This window comes from Streptomyces sp. NPDC059080 (genome assembly GCF_042739975.1).
Taxonomy (GTDB): Bacteria; Actinomycetota; Actinomycetes; order Streptomycetales; family Streptomycetaceae; genus Streptomyces; species Streptomyces benahoarensis.
This window is the reverse complement of the sequence record NZ_JBHYGX010000021.1, coordinates 22,474-43,754: the sequence shown is the minus strand read 5'-3', so window position 1 is coordinate 43,754 and position 21,281 is coordinate 22,474. Positions and strand designations below refer to the sequence as shown.

21 protein-coding genes are annotated in these 21,281 nt (G+C 66.4%); all 21 read left to right on the top strand.

Annotated features, from left to right (window positions below; all coding sequences use genetic code 11):
* The first annotated feature begins 6 nt into the window (after positions 1-6).
* A complete protein-coding gene (locus tag ACFWWQ_RS18130; RefSeq protein ID WP_384597238.1) occupies positions 7-291 on the top strand; it encodes a hypothetical protein in 285 nt (94 codons plus the stop codon).
* Positions 278-1,465 carry a phage late control D family protein gene (locus ACFWWQ_RS18125; RefSeq protein WP_384597236.1) on the top strand — a complete coding sequence of 396 codons (1,188 nt, stop codon included), beginning with the start codon at positions 278-280 and terminating at the stop codon, positions 1,463-1,465. Before ACFWWQ_RS18130 ends, ACFWWQ_RS18125 begins: the two co-directional genes overlap by 14 nt.
* Positions 1,462-2,430, top strand: coding sequence for a phage baseplate assembly protein V (locus tag ACFWWQ_RS18120; RefSeq protein ID WP_384597234.1), 969 nt, complete (start codon positions 1,462-1,464; stop codon positions 2,428-2,430). The genes ACFWWQ_RS18125 and ACFWWQ_RS18120 overlap by 4 nt, the downstream gene beginning before the upstream one ends.
* 10 nt (positions 2,431-2,440) lie before the next feature.
* Positions 2,441-3,532: a poly-gamma-glutamate hydrolase family protein gene (locus ACFWWQ_RS18115; protein WP_384597232.1), complete on the top strand. Its 1,092-nt coding sequence runs from the start codon at positions 2,441-2,443 to the stop codon at positions 3,530-3,532.
* A 99-nt stretch (positions 3,533-3,631) separates the two neighbouring features.
* Positions 3,632-5,155 (top strand): baseplate J/gp47 family protein, encoded by a 1,524-nt coding sequence (locus tag ACFWWQ_RS18110; protein ID WP_384597230.1) that lies wholly within the window; start codon positions 3,632-3,634, stop codon positions 5,153-5,155.
* Between the two features lie 10 nt (positions 5,156-5,165).
* Positions 5,166-5,942 (top strand): hypothetical protein, encoded by a 777-nt coding sequence (locus tag ACFWWQ_RS18105; RefSeq protein ID WP_384597228.1) that lies wholly within the window; start codon positions 5,166-5,168, stop codon positions 5,940-5,942.
* A gap of 10 nt (positions 5,943-5,952) precedes the next feature.
* Positions 5,953-8,868, top strand: a complete 2,916-nt coding sequence (locus tag ACFWWQ_RS18100; protein WP_384597226.1) for a hypothetical protein — start codon at positions 5,953-5,955, stop codon at positions 8,866-8,868.
* A gap of 374 nt (positions 8,869-9,242) precedes the next feature.
* Positions 9,243-10,937 carry a hypothetical protein gene (locus tag ACFWWQ_RS18095; RefSeq protein WP_384597224.1) on the top strand — a complete coding sequence of 565 codons (1,695 nt, stop codon included), beginning with the start codon at positions 9,243-9,245 and terminating at the stop codon, positions 10,935-10,937.
* 467 nt (positions 10,938-11,404) lie between these two features.
* Complete coding sequence (locus ACFWWQ_RS18090; protein WP_384597222.1) at positions 11,405-12,280, top strand: hypothetical protein; 876 nt, start codon at positions 11,405-11,407, stop codon at positions 12,278-12,280.
* 90 nt (positions 12,281-12,370) lie between these two features.
* On the top strand, positions 12,371-12,814 hold the full coding sequence (locus ACFWWQ_RS18085) for a hypothetical protein (protein ID WP_384597220.1): 444 nt from the start codon (positions 12,371-12,373) through the stop codon (positions 12,812-12,814).
* A gap of 173 nt (positions 12,815-12,987) precedes the next feature.
* Positions 12,988-13,524, top strand: coding sequence for a hypothetical protein (locus ACFWWQ_RS18080; protein ID WP_384597218.1), 537 nt, complete (start codon positions 12,988-12,990; stop codon positions 13,522-13,524).
* Positions 13,521-14,183 carry an ATP-binding protein gene (locus tag ACFWWQ_RS18075; protein WP_384597216.1) on the top strand — a complete coding sequence of 221 codons (663 nt, stop codon included), beginning with the start codon at positions 13,521-13,523 and terminating at the stop codon, positions 14,181-14,183. Before ACFWWQ_RS18080 ends, ACFWWQ_RS18075 begins: the two co-directional genes overlap by 4 nt.
* Positions 14,180-14,632: a hypothetical protein gene (locus tag ACFWWQ_RS18070; protein WP_384597214.1), complete on the top strand. Its 453-nt coding sequence runs from the start codon at positions 14,180-14,182 to the stop codon at positions 14,630-14,632. The genes ACFWWQ_RS18075 and ACFWWQ_RS18070 overlap by 4 nt, the downstream gene beginning before the upstream one ends.
* Positions 14,633-15,466, top strand: a complete 834-nt coding sequence (locus ACFWWQ_RS18065; RefSeq protein ID WP_384597212.1) for a phage antirepressor — start codon at positions 14,633-14,635, stop codon at positions 15,464-15,466.
* Positions 15,463-15,738 carry a hypothetical protein gene (locus tag ACFWWQ_RS18060; protein WP_384597210.1) on the top strand — a complete coding sequence of 92 codons (276 nt, stop codon included), beginning with the start codon at positions 15,463-15,465 and terminating at the stop codon, positions 15,736-15,738. Before ACFWWQ_RS18065 ends, ACFWWQ_RS18060 begins: the two co-directional genes overlap by 4 nt.
* On the top strand, positions 15,735-16,973 hold the full coding sequence (locus ACFWWQ_RS18055; RefSeq protein ID WP_384597208.1) for a DnaB-like helicase C-terminal domain-containing protein: 1,239 nt from the start codon (positions 15,735-15,737) through the stop codon (positions 16,971-16,973). The genes ACFWWQ_RS18060 and ACFWWQ_RS18055 overlap by 4 nt, the downstream gene beginning before the upstream one ends.
* The gene (locus ACFWWQ_RS18050; RefSeq protein WP_384597206.1) at positions 16,951-17,925 is read left to right on the top strand and encodes a toprim domain-containing protein; all 975 of its coding nucleotides are present in this window, start codon (positions 16,951-16,953) and stop codon (positions 17,923-17,925) included. Before ACFWWQ_RS18055 ends, ACFWWQ_RS18050 begins: the two co-directional genes overlap by 23 nt.
* Positions 17,925-19,511, top strand: a complete 1,587-nt coding sequence (locus ACFWWQ_RS18045) for a DEAD/DEAH box helicase (protein WP_384597204.1) — start codon at positions 17,925-17,927, stop codon at positions 19,509-19,511. The genes ACFWWQ_RS18050 and ACFWWQ_RS18045 overlap by 1 nt, the downstream gene beginning before the upstream one ends.
* A gap of 105 nt (positions 19,512-19,616) precedes the next feature.
* Positions 19,617-20,096: a hypothetical protein gene (locus ACFWWQ_RS18040; RefSeq protein ID WP_384597202.1), complete on the top strand. Its 480-nt coding sequence runs from the start codon at positions 19,617-19,619 to the stop codon at positions 20,094-20,096.
* A complete protein-coding gene (locus ACFWWQ_RS18035; protein WP_384597200.1) occupies positions 20,093-20,551 on the top strand; it encodes a hypothetical protein in 459 nt (152 codons plus the stop codon). Before ACFWWQ_RS18040 ends, ACFWWQ_RS18035 begins: the two co-directional genes overlap by 4 nt.
* Positions 20,552-20,554: 3 nt before the next feature.
* Positions 20,555-21,277: a hypothetical protein gene (locus ACFWWQ_RS18030; protein WP_384597198.1), complete on the top strand. Its 723-nt coding sequence runs from the start codon at positions 20,555-20,557 to the stop codon at positions 21,275-21,277.
* The last annotated feature ends 4 nt before the right edge of the window (positions 21,278-21,281 follow it).

Below are 21,281 nucleotides of genomic sequence, written 5' to 3'. Positions count from 1 at the left end.
AGACCAGTGGCCATATCCCGGACCTCGCGCTACCAGCGACACGAGACCTCCCTGGTCCCCGACCGCCACGGCCAGCTCCAGCTCGCGATCATGCGTCGGCAGCCGACCAACCAGACCCTGCGCGTCTCCGACTACCGGTGGCGGTCGGACGAGCGAGTCGACTCGGTGGCTGCCGAGTACTACAGCAGCGAGTCGTCCTGGTGGATGTACGCAGAGGCCAACCCGCGAGTACTGGACTGGACCCGGCCGCCGACCGGTCTCCAGATCATGGTGCCCCGTGGCCTGGCGTAACCGATACCGCCCGCACCTGGTCGCCCGCCGGCCGGTCCTGGAGCGCCGAGCCTGGCTGTCCTCGGTCGAGCTGTACCAGGCCGAGCAGGCGCACCAGGTCGCCGAGCTGACCGTAATGCACACCTACAACCCCGCCATGCCCTCACAGCAGTGGCGCTCGGTGTGGGCGGAGAACACGCCGGTGCACTTGCAGTACGGGTGGTACGCCGACGACTCCGCGGACTGGTACGGGTACGTCGCCTCGTCCCGCGTGCTGGCCTCGGAGACCGACCCACGCTACGGATACGCCGTGCAGATCCCGGTGGTCTACACCCTCATGGGCACGTCCATGCTGATGCAGACTCGTCGCAACCGTACGTGGAGGGACACCACCCCATCAGCCATCGCCCGTAGTGTGGCCAGCGAGCAGCGCCTTCAACCCCGAGTGGACGGCTCCTCGGCCCGGTTCGCGCAGCAGATGCAGGCGATGAGTGACTGGCAGTTTCTGTGCGACCTCTCGGACCAGATCGGCTACCGCGTCTACGTGGACGGCACCGTGCTGTGGTTCGTCGACCGCGAGACCGTGATGCCCGCTTCCGATGGCACGGTTCCGGTGTTCACGATGACGAAAGCGCCCGGTACCCAAGACAACCTCCGGGAGTTCTCGGCCGTGCTCGGCGACACGGACCCCGCTGGCGGCATCCGGGCCCGGTATCAGGCAGTGGCCTACAACCGCACGAGCCGCGTCCTCACGCCGGCTTCCTACTCCCAGACCCGCACCACCCTTCAGGGGCGTCAAGTCAGCGCGGTACTGGATCGTCAATACGATGACCGTCCTGCCGCGTCCTACAACCAGGCCGGCCGGCTGCTCGCCGCCGAGTCCGACTGGCTCTGGGTTGAAGCCCGCGCCGTCGTGGACGGAGATCCCCGGCTACGCCCTGGAACGCTCGTCGACCTCCACGGCGACGCGATCGGTGAGAGCAACCTCGGCCCATGGATGGTGCGGTCCGCTGCCCACAAGATCAGCGTGAATCAGCTCTACCCTCAGAAAACCGCGTACACCACCACCCTCGTGCTCGGCCGCAGTGACGCCCGGAAGCTCGACCTGCGCGTGCAGCAGCCCCCCGTGAACCCCGCGCCGACCGTGCTCGTGAATGACCGCTGGCGCGCTGCGTATACAGGAGGGCTCTCATGAACCCCCTCTACGGGACGTACAGCGCCATCGTGGTCTCCGCCCAGGACCCGCAGAACCGCAACCGGGTCCGACTACGTATCCCACAGATCACGGGCACCGCTGTGAGCGGCTGGGCAGAGCCGGCAAGCGTCGGTGCCGCGCTCCCCGGCGATCAGGTCTACGTGGCCTTCGATGGCGGTGACCGCAACTATCCGATCTACTGGCCCCGCCCGGCCGTGACGGGCATCTGGACGCCGCTCCCCTTGGAGCGCGGATGGGTGGCCTCCTCCGCCGGAATGCCGGCCTACCGCGTCACAGCGGACGGCATAGTCGAGCTGTCCGGGTCGGTCGAGACCAGCACCGCCATCGGTCTGGGAACCACCGTGAAGTTCGCGACGCTGCCCGTCGGCGCTCGTCCCCTGGAGACCTACCGCGCAGCCACCGCGACCGTCTACCGCGGCGCCTACAACTCCAAAATTGCGTATGGGGATTACCGGGCCACTCACAACGTGACCAGCACTTCCTATACGACCGACGCTAACGGCCCGTCGCTGTCGTTCGTCGCCCCCGGCAGCGGCCAGGTCGTCGCCGTCTTCGGCTGCTTCTCCCAGAGCACGACGACCGCCGGTCGCTGTCTCATGAGTGTGCGCGTGTCGCAGGGCTCCACCACCATCGCCGACGCGGACGACAACTACTCCGCCGAAGTGCAGAGCGATGCCAACGGCACCGGCGCCAACTCCCGCATGATCGCCGGGCTCACCCCTGGCTCCACCTACTCGGTCACCGCGCTGTACCGGAATACCGATACCGGCGCGACCGCCCAGTTCGACAACAAATGGATCGTGGCCTATCCGGTCGGACTCCACGACACGCCGACCGCCCGCGTCACCCTCTCCCCTGCCGGCGATGTCCAGGCGCTCTTCCCTGCCGGTGCTGCGCCGCCCTACGACATGTCGCTGACCGGCGTCCGCGCCCGCATCATCTGAGGAGAAGACAGTGGCCTACCCGAACTTCCGCTACCTGGCCGGCGACAAGATCCTCGGCATCGACTACGACATCAAGAACCGGTACGGCACCGGCCCCTACCTCCTGCACGCGGCCATCCACGGCGGTGGCATCGAACCGCCCACCTCGCAGCTCGCCGCGTACGCAGCCGGTACCGGTGCCTGGTACTCCTTCGAGGCGCTGAACGACCTCACGGCCGAGAACCTGCGGCTCCCGTCGACCGTGTTCGACGAGCCGTTCTGCGTCGTGAACGCTGGGAACTCTGCGCGGACCGTGGTGTGGCACGGCGTGGAGAACCAGCGGGAGAACGAACAGGTCACCTACATCAGCGGAGCCGACTCCGTCCTGGCCTCACTGATCGTCCAGGAACTCAACGCCGCTGGATTCGAGACCGACCGCGCCCCAGTGAGCTTCGCCGGCGACGACCCGCAGAACATCTGCAACCGCAACAAGCCCCGCGCCGGCGTGCAGCTCGACCTCTCCTACACCCTGCGCAAGTCCCTCTACGCCGGCGGGGACCTCTCCACGGCCGCCCTCGCCCAGCCCGACAACCGGCAGCCGGCCTTCTTCGCGTACGGGGACGCCATCCGCAGGGCCTGCGCCCTGGTCCCGCTGGAGAGCGACACCGACACGGTCCCGCCCACCATCACCCAGCCGCGCGCGCCCAGCACCCAGGCCGTCAGCACGGCCGTGCGGACACCGTTCGCCATCGACCACTCCGGCAGCGTCTCGGCCACCACCGACGAGCGCGAGCAGCTCGTGGACCGCGTGCACGCCCTGGTCGGCACGGCTCCCGGCGAACGCGTCATGCGCGCCACCTACGGGGTCCCCACCTCCGCCTCCCTTTTCGCGATCAACCCGGAGGTCGCCAACGACCAGTTGCAGCGCGCAGTCCTCGACGCCGTCGCGCAGTTCGAGCCGTCCGCCGTGGTCTCCGCGATCGTGGCCGATGTGAACGAAGCGCTGGGCGCGGTCAACATCAACGTCCAGGTGAGCCGCGCGGACGTGCCCGGGGCCGAGCGCGACAACACGAGGTCCGTCGGGGTCCTGGTGGGCGGCACCGTCATTTCCACCCCGGAGTAATTAACGGACGCCCGGCCCGTCTCCGTAGAATCCACATATTAGGCCAGCACTCATTCCTTATTCGGTTCCGCTGGAGGTACCGGAAAGGGAGTGTGTGCCGTGGCAGTCGACAGCGGTTCCGTTGCGCAGATCGACTACACCTCGCGCGATTTCACGGGCTACCGCGACTCGCTGCTTCAGTACGCGACGCAGATTCTGCCCGAGTGGACATCGAGGTCCCCCGCTGATTTCGGCGTGGTGATGGTCGAATTGTTCGCCTACATGGGCGACATCATTTCGTTCTACCAGGACCGCATCGCCGACGAGTCCTTCCTGGCAACGGCCACACAGCGCTCCAGCGTGGTCGCCATCGCACAGCAGCTCGGCTACCAGCCCCAGCCGGCCATCCCCGCCACCGGCCAGGTCGCGTTCTCGCCGGCGCCCGGACTGGTCTCCCCGGTCACCCTCGACGTCGGCACGCAGGTCATCACGGAGTACATCCCGGGCCTGGACCGGCCCATCGTCTACGAGCTGGCCGCCCCCGTCATCGTGCCGGCCTACACCACCCCCGTGCCCCAGATCGTCGGCCTGGTCGCCGAGGGCAGTACCCAGGGCGACCGCAGTCTGGTGCTGTACCCCTCGACGTCGGGTGCCCCGGGCTCCGCCGTCCGCGTCGAGGACATCGGTACCAGCGACGGCAACAAGGGCCAGAGCTTCGCGCTCGCGCAGTCACCGGTCCTACTGGACACGGTGCGCGTGTTCCTCGACGACGGGGTGGGCGGCACGGAGTGGACCCGCGTCCGGGATTTCCTCCTCGTCCGCGACAGCGACCTGGTGTTCACCGCGGAGAGCGACGACCAGGGCATCACGCGCGTCACCCTGGGCGACGGCACCAACGGTGCGATCCCGCCCACCGGTATCAAGCTCACGGCCGCCTATCGCACCGGCGGCGGCTCCTACGGCAACGTCCCCCAGGGCAGCATCGTCGACCTGGCCGACGCCCTCCCCGGCGTCGTCGTGGCCGGCTCCGCCCCCATGGCCGGCGGCGCAGACGAAGAGCCGATTGACCAGATCCGTGAGAACGCCCCGCGGCTCGTCCGTACGCAGGGCCGCGCGGTCTCGGCGCAGGACTACGCGGACCTCGCCCTCGCCGTGGCCGGCGTCGCCGACGCCCGTGCTGTGGTCCGCTCGTCCAGCGCCGTCACCATCTACGTCGTCGGCCCCAACAACACCCTGCCCTCCGAAAGCCAGCGAGACTCCGTCGCCCAGTACGTGCAGGAGCGCGCGCTGTCCGGCGTCGTGGTCAACGTGGTCAACGGCAGCCTGATCCCGGTGAACATTGGCTCCGGTACCGCGCCGGTGCTGCTGTCGGTCCTCCCGCGCTACCGCCGCGACACCGTGAAGCTCGCCGTCCAGCAGGCGATTCAGACGGTCTTCACGCCTCCGGAGACGACGCTCTCCTCACGCATCTCGATCTCGCACCTGTACCGGGCCATTCAGGAGGTCGCCGGTGTCGACTGGGTCGTCATTCAGCTCATGGCCCGCTCGGATCTCCCGCAAAGCGGCACCGCCGACGTGATCTGCCGCGAAAACGAGATCCCCATCATCGGAAACGTGGTCATCACCGCCAGCGGCGGAGTATAGGAGCCAAGCTATGCCTGCCGTGTACCCGCTCTCGGTGAAGTCCTGGACGCCGAAGGTCGACCAGGTCGACACAATCTGGGCTGCGCATGTCAACGACATGCAGAATGAATTGGCGGCGATCGAGAAGACTGTCGGCGTCAATCCCCACGCCTGGGGCGGTTGGTGGCCGAGCGGCAATACGGGATGGCCGCCGAAGACCGGAACGTTCACCGTAAAGACGCCCGCGCCAGTGTCGAATTTTGGCGCGGCAAAGACCTTCTCATCGGTGGCTGAACGCCTCCAGTCGATGCAGCAGCAGATGACATGGTTGACGTTGATGACATCGCTGCTGGCCGGGCAATCGGGGCAGAAGCCGACTCCACCGCCGGCCGCAGTGATCCGCGCTCCCGGCCTCAAGGTACCCACGGGAGAAGGCGCTTGGACGCCCATGAAGTGGGGCGCGGCCGACTACGACCCGAACAAGATGTACCAGGGCGGGTCCAGCATCTACGCGCCGCAGAGCGGCTTTTGGGACGTCACCGTGAACATCTGGGGAGATTCCACGGTGAAGAAGGCCAACGATCTGCACTTCTTCCACGTGCGGCTGATACGCGGAAATGACGAAGTCGCCGGCCAGGACTCGATGGTGGAAACCCAGACATGGATTCGCCACCGCATCAACCTTGCCTGGCAAGGCCGCTGGAACGCCGGGGTACCGATGCAGGTCCAGGTGAGCCAGCACGGCGCCGTCGATAAAACCGTGGACGCCAACGCCAGCATCTCCCTGTCGTTCGTGCGCTCGTACTGAGGGGGCTGGCATGGGCGTCTATGAACTCGACATCTACGCGAAAACCCTATACGGCGCACCCCTGTTCGTCGCCTTCGACTCCAACGTCACTGTGGAGCAGCGCGGTTACCACGCGCTGGAAGTCACGTGGGATACGCCGATTCAGGCTGCTTCCTCACAAGTTCTCGCCGGAGTGAAGGCGTGGACCAGACTCCGCCTGATCCGCAACACCTACGGTGTGCCGGATACCGAGGACGACGGCTGGGTCATTCTGGAGACGACCGCCGGATCCGACGTCAACACGTTCCTCGATGACACCGTGGTTGCCGGGCAGATCTACTACTACGGCGTCTACGTTTCCACGGCGCCGGATACCTGGGATGCGACCGCCACCTATTATCCGGGGGACGTCGTCTCCTACAACTCCGGTATTTACACGGCACTCCAGGCCGGTTCGAGTGCCGCTCCGGATGTGAGCCCGACCTACTGGAGTCTTTCGTCGATCGCTGAGCAGTGGATGCGCTGCGGGGGTGGCGTCGGGCTGGCTGTTCGCGGCTTCGGGAACAGCGTCCTCCTGTACGACAACATCCCCCGGCCGTACAAGGTCGAGATGGTCGAGTCAACGGCGTCCAGCATTCCTGTCAACGAGCAGCTCTGGCGCTTCTGCTCATTGTTCGGGTACTTCTTCGACGTCATGAAATGCGAGAACGATCAACTCTTGCGTCTCAATGACGTGTTGCGCTGCACTGATCGACAAATCACGCTGCTGGCACAGCAGATGGGAATTTCCGACCGCCTTCCCACGTTGCCGGAACTTCGGCGCACCTATGTACGGGATGCCGCCCATATTCAGCGTGACCGTGGCAGCACCGAATCAACCGCCGCCCTTATCAAAGCGATTACGGGATGGGACGCGGAAATATCCGTCGGCTACAACGAGCTGCACGACCTGGACGAGGCGGCCTTCGCTTCCCCCACCTATCCGGTCTGGCAGCGCGACACCGTGTACTCCACGACGGCCGGCAGCCAGCTCTACTCCGACATCGTCCAGTACAACGGCGACCTGTACGCGGCGACGGGTACGCCGCGGCGGGAGTCGGCCTACCTCTCGTACACCGCCTCGAATCCCACCCGAACCGGGGCCGGCGTCATCGTGCGCGATCCCGACCGAGTCGCCGACCCCTACCCCGGCTACGTCCACCTCGACGGCGCGGCCGTCGGCGACAGCATGACCTTCACCTTCAACGCCGCCAGCGGCGGGGCGGGCCTGTACAACGTGCTCCTGGTGGCGGTCGCCGACCCGGCCGGGGGCATCATCACCGCCAAGGTCAACGGCATCGCCGCGACCATGGCGCCGCTCGACCTGTACAGCCCGTCACGGCAGCTCATCCCCATTCAGCTCGTGGGCAATTTCAGCCTGACCGCGACTGGCAACACCTTGGCCCTCACCGTGACCGGGAGGAACGCCCTGTCGAGCGGGTACGGGATCACTACGAGCTACTGGATGATCCAGGGCGGCGGCATCAACCTGAATGTCCCGCCGGTGGGCAACGCGCTCTCGGCCGCCTACTGGCAGGCCCTGACGCCCAACACACTCCAGGACACCCTCACCGAGGCCAACCCTCTCACCGGTGGGTACGGGGGCTGGAATCTTTCGATCTCCGGTGTGACCACCAACCCGGACGTGTCCACCGGCGTGGCTCCCGACTGGTGGATCTCGCCCCAGGGGGCCCGTTCCGGAACGTCCAGCCCCGGGACCGGCAACGCCCTCACATACACAGCTAAGGGGACCGCGGGCACACGCGAGGTCTTCTTGTCCGGCCCCGTCAAGGCGCCTGCCTGGGATTCCACTAGCACTTACTTCCCGGGCCAGGCGGTGACGTGGAACCCCCTCGGGTGGGGCAAGGCCCCGGTGTATGTGGCTCGCGCCCAGTCGGTCGGCAAGCAACCTGATCTCAGCCCGGAGAAGTGGGAATTCACTGCGTACTCGGCGAACTCCTCACCCGAACCGAGCCGAGTCACCCTCGACTCCGTATACATGCCCAAAGTCGTTTCCTGGTCTTCGACGACGGCATACGGGAAGGGTGACCGCGTTGCCTGGCAAGGCCATCTCTACGAGGCCGCATTGCCGTCGCTCGGAGTCTTCCCCACGGGCTACAACACCGATAATCAGTGGTGGCGTTGGTGCGGCTTGAACTCCCAGCAGTACACCTACAGCCTCTACCACAACCGGACAGCTACAGCCGCAGGTGCGGACGTCCGCCTTACCATCAACTTCTATAATTCCAACGGCACCTTCGGCGGGACCGCTTTCCTTGGCTCGGATGCTCAACTTCTGTACGACAGATTCGAGTTGCCGAACCTGGTATATCCGCAGTCCACTGGAAACGCCCCCTCTGGCTACGTGAAACCCACCGCAGGGCAGATGGGCGTTCCCGTTCCGTGGAACACGTCGTACGGAGCATGGGAGAACGCACGCGGTGTTGTGCGCCCCTCCAGCTGGAGTTCCACGGACGTCAACGTGCGCAAAGCTGGGCGAATTCTGTGGTTCAACCGGAGCTGGGTCTACGACCCCGTTCCCTCCGGCCAACAGGGCGATCAGGCGCTCGTGACGTTCATGTCGGCGCCGGACAGCAGTGCTGGCGTGATGGAGCACGGCGTGACCTTCCGCTATAGCCCGACTGCGTACTGGCTCGCCTCCCGTGACCGGCTGACCTACACCACGATCACACTGTCGGGCTCCACCGTGACCGCCGTGACCGTCGCCGTGCTCGCCACCTGGACGCCGATTCAGTCCGGCGAACGGCTCCGGGTACGCAACCGAGCAGCCGACATCCTCGTCGAGTCCCGCATCCCCGGCAAAAGCTGGCGCACCCTCGCGACGGTCAGCGACACACGGAACAACACCGCCACCGGCTGGGGGCTGCTCGAAAGGGTCCGCTCATGACTAGCCTTACCACCGACTTCGTCGGCACGAGCGTCAGCAGAGGGACTTTCAGTCCGGCACTCCGCCTCATTACGCAGATATCGCTCGCCGGCGTGAGCCCGGGGGCCGGGACGTGCTTCGTCACGCAGTCCAGCGTGTACGGCGCCTTCGCCGATTTCGCACTCGTTCCGTACGGGCCTTCTGTATACGCGGACCCTGCCTTCACTCACGTCACGTCAGCCGTCTACCGGCCCGGCGGCACAGGCGACACCGTCGGCCAGTGGAAACGCCTCACACTCACTGCCACGGTGCCCAACTCCGAGTACAACCGGGGCCCTCTGGGGCGCGTCTACGGGATTTTCGACCAGGCTCGGCTTGGCATCGCATCCTCGAACATGGCTCTCAATGAAACCCAGCAGATTGCCTATGTGCAATTCGAGAAATCCCCTCCTGGCACCGATCCCGAAACCAACCAGTTCGGAAGCAACCTCCTCACCCTGGAGCAGGCGTCCTACGAAGGACGCATGCTCTACGAGCCGGTCGGCGGCACCGGCGAGACCGCGCACATGACGTTCTCCCGGTCCACGGAGCGAGCCTCCTGCGGGGCCTACGCGGGCAGGTTCGTCTACCAGTCGCCTCCACCGACCAACTCCTACACCGCCGTCGCCAATTTCGGCACCTACCCAAATCTGCGCGCACGCCGGCAGACGTACGCCGACGCGAAGTACCGGGCCTTCACCACCGACGACGCACTGCCCGGCACCACCCCGAGCACCGACGTCGGCGGGACACCGATCGCAGCCCCCGCCGTCCTGACCCTGCGCCCGCTCCAGAGCGCCCTCGTCCGCGTGGAGCCCGGAGTCACCTACCAGGCGCAGGTGTCCGCCGCGACCGAGGTGGCCGGCCTGACCTTTCAGTGCGCGATCCTGCGCTATGACGCCAGCTTCAACCTGATCGGCACCCCAGCCACCGGCACGGCCGTCGCCACGGCCGGCGGCTTCAAGTGGCAGCAGGCGAGCGCGCAGCTCCTGATGGAGGACACCGCCGTATGGGCGGCCGTCGTGCCACGCATCACCAGCGGAGGCGCCTCCCGCGTCGTCTTCTACGCGGACGAGCACCGCATTTGGGTGCCGTCCACCCTGGCCACGAAGAAGGCCAGTGCGAGTCCGGCGCGCGCCTGGCAGCCGCCGCGCCAGCTCGTGCTCAAGCTCCGCGCGACCCGCGTGAACTACGTCAAGAACCCCTCGTTCCAGACGGTCTGGGGCTGGACACAGGTCAGCGACCCCTCCGTCTCCTCGACGTTCACCCTGGCCACCGGAGCCGGCATCGTCGACAACGCCGCACAGTTCAACGTCGACACCGCCCCCGCGGCCACGTTGATCAACGGAACATCTCCGCGTACCGGCATCACCACACTCACCGGCCAGAACGCCCTCATCAGCCGGCTGAAGCCGTCGACGAGCTACACGGCGAGCCTGTACGTGAGGCCCGTACTGTGCCCTGTTCCCCTCAGCATCTGGGCGAACAACGGCGACCAGCTCGTACGCGGCACCAGCAGCCCGCTCCTCGACCCGTGGCAGACCCAGACGTGGTTTCGGCTCGCTGTCACCTTCAAGACGTCCCCGACGTTCGGCGGCTCCGGGATGATCAGCGTCGGCTACTCGGCCGACGATGTCGCCTCCGTCTACCAGGCCGTGGTCCCCGGCAGCAACGACAGCATCTGGACCCTGCTGGGCGTCGACCCGTCCGGCTACCCGGACTGGAGCCAGACCGCCACGTACCAGGCGGGTGACAGGGCCGCCTACAACGGCAGCCTGTACCAGGCCCTGGTCAAGCACGGCCCCCTCCCGAACGTCGGCCCGCTGCGATTCCTGGTGGACAACTTCCTGCTCGAAGAGGCAGACAGGGTCGCCCCATATTTCGACGGCAACAGTCCCAGCGCCGACTACATGTGGGAGGGCTCACCCGGAGATTCTCGCTCGCACTATTACCGGGGAAAAAGAGTCAATCAGTACCGTCTCGATCAGATCATCCAGCGCCAACTTGGAGTGGGCGCCTCGTACCGGATCGTGTACGCAAGCGCCCCCTGACGCAGGGGCCGTCATGAAACATCTGATCGTGCTCGCCTTGTCCACGTTCTTCGCCTGGGAATGTCTCCTGCTGCCGCTGGTCCGCCCCGTGTGTGACCTGCTACGCCTGCCAGATGTCGTCGCCAGCTACTTCAAGTCGCTGACCGCCCTGGCAGCCGCTCTGGCACTCGACCATTGGGGGGAGATGAATCTCCTTCTACCTGTCGCTGCGGCGTCTCTCGCAGGTGCATTGACGATGACCCGCCGTTCGAGTGGGACAGGAAACATTTCTGCGGTCATGCGTGGCAGGGCCAGACGGGGGATGCCGATGCCAGGTCCTTAGAGGTCAGCGGGGGTGTCTCACTCTCTTGGGGCTATTTGAGCCGCAAGAGTGCATTCGACAGAAACGGTCACGACACCCCTATTTCCCGGCGGGCTCGGGAGGCAGTATCACTCCCGTCCAGCACATCGACACATGTGAGGAAAATATGGCTACTGGAAAGCGCCCGGTCGCCCTGGGAATCTTCGGACCCGGAGACGTCGCACCAGAACTGGTCTGTGACGCGCTCAACGACCAGTTCGCGTTCGGCCCCGAGGACAGCGAGGGCTATTTCGCCCCCTCCGAGGAATACGACCTCACGGTGTACCTCCCGGCCGGCGGTTCCGTCACGTCCCTCGGTGTGCACCGCGTCTGGGAATGGGCAATCCGCTGCGAACTGCCCTACAAGGCGCTCTGGGACGAGACCGGTAACGACGCCACGGCGGACATCCTCGGCAACGCGAACCAGCCCGAGGACATCGTGATCGTCGACGACATCACAGGCTCCCTCGTCGAGCAGCTCGGCAAGAGCGAGAACCCCATGCTGCTAGTGATCAGTGAGAACGAGGCGTTCGATACCGCCACCGCCGAGGTCGCCGCCGCCGCGCTCCGCGCCGGCATCCCCGTGCACGACCTGGCTCGCGCCCTGCTGGAGGTGACCTGGCACCACCTCCCCGACCACGAGCCCCCGCAGACGCCCGCTGTCCAGGCCGACGCCGACGAGCAGGGGCTCTCAGTGGTCGGCGACGCCCCCGAGATCACACTCACCGCCAAGGAGGCCGCCGCCGTCACCCGCGCCTTCGCGCGGGCGGAGGAGCTGCTGGACGACATCGGCACGGGCCTGGCGTCGAGGATCGCCGAGACCCGCGAGTCGCTGATCCACGGCCGCTCACTGCTGGCTCCCAAGCCGGAGAAAGCACCCGAGGACGGCGAACAGCCGAAGAAAACGCGCCTGGAGATCTTCGACGCCGAGCGGAACGCATGGGTTCCGGCTGGCCGGGGCCGGCCACCGAAGGGCGTGCAAAAGCGCCGGGTGCCCGCTTAATTACGTGAATGGCCCCGGCGGAAGGGGACCGCCGGGGCCATTCCCAAGTTGGCCGCCACGCCAATTCGATGCATTCTCCAGGAGAATAACATGACGCCTCACGTCCCCATCGGCGTGAAAAACGACGGCGAATTGCCAGTCTCCGTCGAGGACATCCTCAGCCGCGCGCCCGAACGCGCCCACCTGGCTTACACGAGCCTCGTCACCAACTCAGAATCCCGCTACGACGGGGAGACCGGCTGGTCCTGCGCCTACATCACGCAACAAGCCCTCGCAGACGAGATGTTCGTCTGCTTGCGCACCGCCACGCGCGCCATCAAAGACCTGCGCAATGTGGGCCTGGTCCGCGTTCTCACCTGGCCCGGCGCACACACCGAAACTCAGGTCCGGATCGAATCCGTCGATATCTCATCGCCGTTCGGCCCTGTCCAGGAAGAACTCCTGCGCCGCCCCAAGCAGCACCACATCGACAAGGCAATCGCTCAACTCGTAGCGCACAACCGCGAATTGGAGGCTCTCGTGTCCGGCATCTGACGGAGTAACTCCGGTGACGCAGCAACTGACGCATCGAGCGCATGCATACGCGCTAGAGCACAAGCCCTAGCTCAAGCAATTGCTTGGCAAATAGAGACCTACGGTCTCTATTAGCTGCCCACGAACATTCGTTCGCGTGCAGTTCTGGCCCGCCACACTGCCAGGAGAACCACATGGCTCGCAAAGGCATTCAGGACCCCGACGCAGAACTCGACGCCACGGCCATCGTCCAGAACATGCTCCAAGGCCACCAGGAAACTCCCTCAGCTCCCCGCAGCAAGTGGAGCCCGCCAGAGTCCGGCCCACGCCGCACCCGCCGCACCAAGGGCCGCCAGTACGGGCCGGACAGCATTCCCGGCCTCTGTGACTACTTCACCCGGGCCTGCCCCCCGCTGAGCTGGGCGGGCGGCCTGGAGATCGGCAACCGCCAAGCCCTCGTCGCAGTCTTCAGCGAGCTGCGGCGCGAGACCGGGCTGAGCCCCGACGACTGCCGCTCCCTCGTCGACCTCTACGTGAGCCGGCTCGGCAACCGCACTCCCACCAAGCCCTACGTGTGGGACTTCAAGTGGCGCCGCTTCCAGCTCCTGCGGGACCTGCGCGACACCGGCGTCACCGTCGACTCGCAGGAGTACGACACCTGGCACCAGCAGGCACCGCACAACCCGGACGCCGACGACGCCTTCACCGCCTCCTGGGAGAGCACCCGATGATCACCACCCGCATGGATCCTGAACGCGCCCGCTGGGTCGGCACCGGCATCCCGCCCCGCCTTCGCGGAGTCACCCTGACCCATGTCGAAGAACTGGGCGGGCCCAACGAGCCGCTCAAGAAGGCCCGCCACTTCGTCGAGAGCTACCGCGCCCAGCAGTCCAAGAACTACCGCGGCATCCCCTGCAACCCGAACCTGTACGGCCGGGGCCTGCTGTTCGCCGGCCGCCCCGGAACCGGCAAGACGACTCTGGCCGCCGCGATCCTGTGCGAGCTGCGCCGCCGCTGGGGCATCACCGTGTACTCGACGCGCTACAGCGACCACATCGAGCGCGAACGCAAGCTCATCCGTGCGGATCAAAACGTCGACCCCGAGGAACTCTCGCGATGGCAGTACGCGGTCGAGCGCGTCCAGTGGGCGGACGTGGCCCTCCTCGACGACGTCGGCCACGAGCACACCACCGACTCCAAGTTCGCCGAGGACAGCCTGGAACGGCTGCTGCGGCAGCGCTACGACGAGGGCCGGCCGACCCTGATCACCACCAACCTGACCGGCGACGACTGGAGCCAGCGCTACTCCAAGGCGCTGCGCAGCTTCATGGACCAGTGCACCCGCCCGGTGATCTTCACCGGTGAGAGTCACCGGCGGGGCGACCAGTGATCGGCGCCGACCTCGACGACACCCCTGTGGCGGCGGAGATCTACGTGGTCTGGGAAAGGCTGCTCGGCATCCCCGGCCTGCGGTTCACTCCCCGACGGTTCGCCAACCGGCAGCGCTGGCACCGGCACCGCGCCGCCCTGGATCTGTTCCGGACCAACGAGGCGGCCGTGCAGACGCTGTGGGACCTGTGGGAGGAGGACCGGCCGGTCACGGTCGTCACCTACCTGCCACGCGAGGTCGCCGCCCACCTTCCCGGCCGACTGGAGCGAGACAACATCCCTCACCGCCGACTGCTCGTCGACCAGCCGCTGCACATGAGCCGCACCATCGCGCTCCTGGACGACGTCGCGCGGATCGTCCACAGCATCCCCGGCCACAACCTCCTGTATGGCCCCAAGGGATTGCTCGTCCCCCCGCAAGCACCTGAACTGATCCGAGAGGTCCTGTAGATGGGCGTCGACGTCATCCCCCTGGTATTTCCCGAGACCAACAAGCGCGTGAGGGTCCTCATCATCGACGGGGCTCCCTGGTGGGTCGCCCGGGACGTGTGCAAAGTGCTCGAAATAGAGCGTCCCGACGCCGCCCTGCGCGGCCTCGACGACGACGAGAAGGGTGCTCAAAGTGTGAGCACCCCCGGCGGCGACCAGCGCATGTCCGTCATCAACGAGTCCGGCCTGTACTCGATGATCCTGCGCAGCCGGAAATCGGAGGCGAAGGCGTTCAAGAGGTGGATCACCGGCGAGGTGCTCCCCGAGATCCGGCGCACCGGCGGCTACGGAGCGGACAAGCACCGCTTCGACACTCCGCAGACTTTCGGGGACGCCCTTCTGCTCGCCGCCCAGCAGTGGGAGGAGCTGGAGGCCGCGAAGAAGGAACTCGCCGCCGCAGCACCCAAGGTCGAGGCAGCCGACGCCTATTTCGCGTCGGAAAACTTCCTCCTGGTCCGCGAGGTGGCCAAGCTCCTCGGCCTCAAAGAGAAGCAGTTGCGCAGCCTGCTCCTGGAGCGCGGCTTCATCTTCCGGCACAAGAACGCGTACGGGGACAGCTACTACGACGTGGCCGCACGGCACGCGGACGCCGGCCTCTTCGTCACCAAGGTCTACACCCGCATGCAGGACGACGGCGGCGCCCGCACCACGTACACCGTGTACGTCACGCCCAAGGGCGTCGAGGCAATCCGGAAGATCCTCCGCGATCTCGCCGACAGGGGAAACGTTCCTGCTGTCCGTCACGGCCCGCCGACCATGGTCGCCCGCCCGCTCCCGAAGGGCGGTGGCCGATGACGGACTACGAGCCGGCGGGCGCCTTCCGCCGCGAGACCGTCCAGCTCATCCCCGACAAGGTCGGCAAGACCGCACGCTTCACCTCGGGGATCGGGCTGAAGGGGTACGACTGCCTGCCGCTCGTCGGCTGGGCCGTCGTGGTCACCTTCGCCCCCGACGAGCTGCCGCGCATCACGGTCGAGCCGGTCGTGGACGACGACTGCATGGGCCCCGTCGCGCTCGGCGACCTCGAAGAGGAAGTCGGCCCGCTGACGCTGCTGGAGATCGTGTGAGCAGCATCGAAGAGGAAGTCATCTCCTACGTCGCGCTCACCGGGGATCTGGACACCGTCGTCGGCCAGGCCGGCGGCATCACCGCCGAGCACTTCCTGGACCCCGAGACCCGCAAGGTCTTCTCCTCCATCCTGGAGTTCAGGGCCGACTTCGGCGAGCCACCCACTCCCGAGGTCATTCAGCGCGATTTTCCCAACTTCCCGTTCTCCGAGGAGAGTTCGGGCCCCATCGAGTACCTGATGCGCGAGCTGCACGAGCAGCGCCGGCGCACCATCATCGACCTCGGCATGGGCGCGGTCGGCGAGGCCCTGGACAAGGGCGGCTCGGATGCGGCCCTGCCGCTGCTGCGGATGATGCTCGCGCAGGCCACCACCGCCACCGTCGGCTCGCGCGAGGTCGACTACGCGGCCACCGGCGCCCAGCGCCTAGACGTCTACCGCCAGGCCCGCGACAACCCGGGCGAGCTGCTGGGCATCCCGACGGGGTTCCAGTTCCTCGACCAGGTCACGCTCGGCATTCAGCCGCAGCAGATGATCGTGCTGACCGGCCTGGCCAAGTCCTGCAAGACCACGGTCATGCTCGGCATGACCCGCAGCGCGTACGACTACGGCGCCAAGCCGCTCCTGGTGTCCTTTGAGATGCCCTACGCGGAGGTTGCGCGGCGTCTCGACGGGTTCCTGGCCAAGGTCAACCCGCGCAGCCTCCAGACCGGGCAGCTCACCGCGAAGGAGTGGCGCCAGCTCGAAGAGGCCCTGAACGGGCCGCTGGGTGAGCAGCCCTACATCGTCACCGAGGACCGCGCCGGCGCCATGACCATCGGCGGCCTCCAGACCAAAATCGACCAGCTCTCCCCGTCGGTGCTGTTCGTGGACGGCGCGTACTTCCTGTTCGACGAGATCAGCCGGGAATCCCAGACGCCGATCGCGATGACGAACATCAGTCGGGGCCTGAAGAAACTCGCCTTGACCAACGACATCCCCGTGGTGGTCACCACACAGTCCCTGTCCCACAAGGTCGGCGCGAAGGGCCTGACCGTGAACAGCCTCGGCTACACGAGCGCCTGGGGACAGGACGCGGACCTGGTCGTCGGCATGGAGGCCACCGACGAAGACCTCTTCTACCGGATGAAAGTCCTCGCGAGCCGCAACGCGGCGCCCCAGGAGCACCTCATCTCGATCTCCTGGGACCCGCCACAGTTCGAGGAGGCGGAGATTGAATCCGACCTCCCCTACTGACTTCTGGGACGACCTCTCCGCGTTCGCCAACCCGGTGCCGGCCGACGTCCCCGGCACCCTGCGCGCGCTCGGCATCGACGTGCTGCGGAAGTTGAGCAAGGGCGACTCAGCGGAGTATCTCGCTAACTGTCCCGCACACCTCGCGCTCACCGGAAAGCTGGACCGCCGCCCCTCATTCTCCGTCAACGGCGCCTCGGGGTTGTTCCACTGCTTCTCCTGCGGATACGCGGGCCCGTTCATCCAACTCGTGGAGGATGAACGCGGCTACAGCCGCATCGATGCCTTCCGCTGGATTGCCCGTCGCGGGACATACCGCACGGCCGAAGACGACACCCCTGCCGCGCCCGCCGACGACAGCATCCGCATCAACGAAGCCTCCCTGGCCCTGTTCACGGCCCCGCCCGCCCAGGCGTGCGCACGACGCGGCGTCACCGCCCAGGCATGCGCCGACTTCGGCGGCCTGTGGAACCCCGAGAAGCGCCGGTGGATTCTCCCCATCCGCGACCCGCTCACCGGAGAGCTGTGGGGCTGGCAGGAGAAAGGCAAGCGGTTCTTCCGCAACTACCCGCCCGGCGTCCACAAGTCGCTCACGCTCTTCGGCGACCTGTCCTGGAGCGGCGACACCGCACTGCTGCTGGAGTCCCCGCTGGACGCGGTGCGCGCCCACAGCCTGGGGATAACCGGCGCCTTCGCGACCTTCGGAGCGCATGTCTCCGAGGCGCAGATGCGACTCCTCAAGGCGCGCTGCCGCTGCCTCGTCCTCGGCCTGGACAACGACACCGCCGGCCGCACCTCCCGCGACAAGATCCACAGCCGCTGGAGACCGCGCGGCCTGGCCATGAAGTTCCTCGACTACAGCCACACCCCGGCCAAAGACCTGGGCGACATGAGCGACGCCGACGCGCGAGCCGCGTACCAGAGCGCGCACCACCCCTGGCGCAGGAGGCGTTGATGTTCACCGGCACCCTCTTCCCCTACCAGCACGAGGCCGTCGACCGCGTCCTGTCCGACCGCCGCATCCTCGTCGCGTACTCGATGGGCACGGGAAAAACCGTGCTCACCATCGCCGCCCTGGAGGCGCTGTTCGGCCAGGGCGACATCCGCTGCTGCGTCGTCATGGTCCCCTCCAGCCTGAAGTGGCAATGGGCCCAGGCCCTGGCCCAGTTCACCGATGTCCCCACCCGCACCGTCACGCTGCGCGGGCAGCAACTGACCGTCCCGGCCGAGGAAGTGTGCACCGTCATCAACGGCACACCGAAGAAGCGCCAGCAGCAGTGGGCCCTCGCCCAGCACGCGGACTACGTGATCGTCTCCTACGGCGCGGTGCTGCACGACTGGAAACAACTGTGCGCACTCCCTGGGGACGCCCTGGTCCTCGACGAGGCCACGGCCATCAAGAATTTCTCAGCACAAACCACCAAACGCGTCAAGAAACTCAAGCCACCCGTCCGCGTCGCCCTGACCGGCAATCCGGTGGAGAACAGACCTGAAGAGGTGTTCTCCATCATGGAATGGGTGAACGCGAAGATCCTCGGACGCTGGGACCTTTTCGAGAAGAGCTATATCAACCGCAATTTCTTCGGCGGAGTCTCCAGCTACAAAAACCTGGGACTCCTGCACAAGAATCTGTCGCGGTCGATGATCCGGAAGTCACGGCTGGACCCGGAAGTCGCGAAATACTTGCCCGAGGTCACCGAAACGACGCGGCACGTGAGTCTCGACAAGACGACCCGCTCCATCTACAAGGCCATCCTCGCCGACGTCCAAGCCGCGATGGACGAGCTGGCCGAGGCCGGCGCCGACTTCGACCTCGCCGCCTACTACGCGGGCATCAAGCCCGACGGGGCCTTCGGCGCCCAGGGCAAGCTCATGGCCCGCCTCCAGGCCGCCCGCCTCCTGCTCGACCACCCGCAGCTCCTGATGGACTCGGCCGTCGCCTACCACGCGGGCTCCGGCGGCTCCCGGTACGCAGCCGAATTCGCCGCCTCCCGCTACGACCTGCCGGACCTCACCACCGCACCCAAGCTCAGTGCCCTGGACGAGCTGGTCGCCACGATGCTCGCCGAGCCCGGCACCAAGGCGGCCATCTTCACCGACTACCGCAAGATGCTGCCCTACCTCGCCGAGCGCCTGGACAAGCACGGCGACCTCGCCCTCTTCCACGGGCAGCTCACCTCGGACGAGAAGGCCAGCGTCCTGGCCCGCTTCAAGCACGATCCCGAATGCCGCCTGTTCATCTCGACGAACGCCGGCGGCTACGGGCTGGACCTTCCCGAGGCCCAGTACCTCGTGAACTACGACCTCCCGTACAGCAACGGCGTCCTCGCCCAGCGCAACACCCGGCACGTGCGCGCCTCGTCGACCTTCGAGCGCGTCCATGTCACCAACCTCGTCGTCGAGGAGACCGTCGAGGAGCGCGTGCAGGCCACTCTCCGGCTGCGCCAGAAGCTGTCCCAGGCCGTGGTCGACGGCATGGGGTCCAGTGCTCTCGACATGGACATCGAGTCCCTCGCTGAGCACATCGAAAATGCAATTTGAGGCACCCTTTTGGCCTATTGGCCGCAATTTTTCAGACTCGTAGGGTTTTCGGACCGGAGCATTCCGAGTAGCTCCTTCCCGTAAGCACCACCCTGGGAGCAATACGTGCCCGAGGACCCCACCAACAGCACGGCCTCACCGGAAAGCGAAGCCCGCCCCGTCCCGTTCGACCCGGTCATTCCGACCTTCCGGGAATGGGCAAAGCTCAAAGCTCAGCAGACCGAACTCACAACGCGGATGAACAAACTCCGGGACAAGGTCGCCGCCGCGGTCCAGGCTCGCGGATACGCCGACCACAAAGGGTCGCAGTACATCGACCTCCCCTTTCCCATCCCGGTCGGCGAAAGCGAATACGTCCGCATCAAGCGCGAGCGGCGCGTGTCCATCGTGGCCGACACCGACGCGGCCGAGCGCATCACCCGCAGCCGGGGCGAGAACGTCTACCGACGCGCCTTCCCGCCCGTCCCGACCCTGGACGCCGACGAGCTGTACGTCCTGCTCCAGGAGGGCGAGCTGACAGAGGACGACATGGACCAGATCATGGTCCAGCGGGAGACCTTCGCGTTCCGGGGCCTGACGTCGTGAGCGGCATCGTCCCGCCGCGACAGCCCCTGGACGTCTACCCCGGAACCTCCCGGCCCCTCGGCGTCGCCCACCCCACGCAGGGCTACCAGGACGGCCAGATCCCCACCTGGGACGACGACCCGGTCTACAAGAAAATCTCCGGTTTCTACCGGGAATTCTTCGCGATCTCCCACCTGGCCGGCGCCCTCGGACGCTCCCCCAAGACGATTTACAAGTGGGAGGCCAACGGCCTTTTCCCTGGCGCGACTTGGATCTACAACTCCGACTCCAAGAACGGCCGCCGGCGCCTCTATACCCGGCACCAGATCGAAGGCGTGGTGCTCATCGCCCACGACGAGGGCGTGCTGTCCGGCACTCAGCGCTTCATCTCCCAGACCCAATTCCCCCAGCGCTGCCGCGAGCTTTTCGTCAAGACGCGCGCCGCACTTCCCGAACCCATTCAGAACTGGAGCTGACCCATGCCCGAAACCCGTACGTACGGCCGCCGTCGCCGCCAACTGCCCACCACCTCCCCCGAGCAGAGCGACGCCGTGCCCGCGAAGCGGGAGGCCGTGTCCGGCCGCGTCGTGTCCACCGGCAGCGGCGGGTCGACGCAGATGGCCGGCTGGGACGCCATGGAGAAGACGGCGTCGGCCTCCGGCTCCGACATGTACCTCAAGGTCGACGACAAGCCCATGGTGATCAAGATCCTCGGCGACGGCCCCTTCGACGTCTACAACTCGCACTGGATCGACGAGATCGAGGACGGTTCCAAGAGCGTGCGCTGCTGGGGCACAGCCGACTGCCCGCTGTGCCAGATCGGGGACAAGGCGAAACGATTCTCCGCGTGCTTCGACGTGATCAGCCTCGAAGACCCCGACGCCCCGACCCTCCGGGTCTGGGAAGCCGGGATCAAGATCGCGCGGCAGCTCAAGGACATCGCGACCGACGGCAAGCGCGGCCCGCTGAACAGGGCAGATCTGTACTTCACGATCAAGAAGGAGACCAAGAAGAAGAGCGTGGAGTACACGTTGGAGCGCGTCAAGGAACGCGATCTCTACGAGGAGTACGACGTCGAGCCCCTCACCGACGAGGCCCTGGATGCGTTCCTGGTCGAGGCCCACCAGTGGGGCGACGTCGTCAAGGAGAAGCTCGACGAGGACGCCATGGCTGAGGTCGTCGACCTGCTCATGGAGAGCTGAACTC

Bases quoted from the DNA above. Each gene is read 5' to 3' on its own strand.
- ACFWWQ_RS18090 (WP_384597222.1), top strand. From the start codon at position 11,405: ATGGCTACTGGAAAGCGCCCGGTCGCCCTGGGAATCTTCGGACCCGGA.
- ACFWWQ_RS18065 (WP_384597212.1), top strand. From the start codon at position 14,633: ATGGGCGTCGACGTCATCCCCCTGGTATTTCCCGAGACCAACAAGCGC.
- ACFWWQ_RS18095 (WP_384597224.1), top strand. From the start codon at position 9,243: ATGGCTCTCAATGAAACCCAGCAGATTGCCTATGTGCAATTCGAGAAA.
- ACFWWQ_RS18075 (WP_384597216.1), top strand. From the start codon at position 13,521: ATGATCACCACCCGCATGGATCCTGAACGCGCCCGCTGGGTCGGCACC.
- ACFWWQ_RS18100 (WP_384597226.1), top strand. From the start codon at position 5,953: ATGGGCGTCTATGAACTCGACATCTACGCGAAAACCCTATACGGCGCA.
- ACFWWQ_RS18080 (WP_384597218.1), top strand. From the start codon at position 12,988: ATGGCTCGCAAAGGCATTCAGGACCCCGACGCAGAACTCGACGCCACG.
- ACFWWQ_RS18105 (WP_384597228.1), top strand. From the start codon at position 5,166: ATGCCTGCCGTGTACCCGCTCTCGGTGAAGTCCTGGACGCCGAAGGTC.
- ACFWWQ_RS18085 (WP_384597220.1), top strand. From the start codon at position 12,371: ATGACGCCTCACGTCCCCATCGGCGTGAAAAACGACGGCGAATTGCCA.
- ACFWWQ_RS18045 (WP_384597204.1), top strand. From the start codon at position 17,925: ATGTTCACCGGCACCCTCTTCCCCTACCAGCACGAGGCCGTCGACCGC.
- ACFWWQ_RS18030 (WP_384597198.1), top strand. From the start codon at position 20,555: ATGCCCGAAACCCGTACGTACGGCCGCCGTCGCCGCCAACTGCCCACC.
- ACFWWQ_RS18120 (WP_384597234.1), top strand. From the start codon at position 1,462: ATGAACCCCCTCTACGGGACGTACAGCGCCATCGTGGTCTCCGCCCAG.
- ACFWWQ_RS18060 (WP_384597210.1), top strand. From the start codon at position 15,463: ATGACGGACTACGAGCCGGCGGGCGCCTTCCGCCGCGAGACCGTCCAG.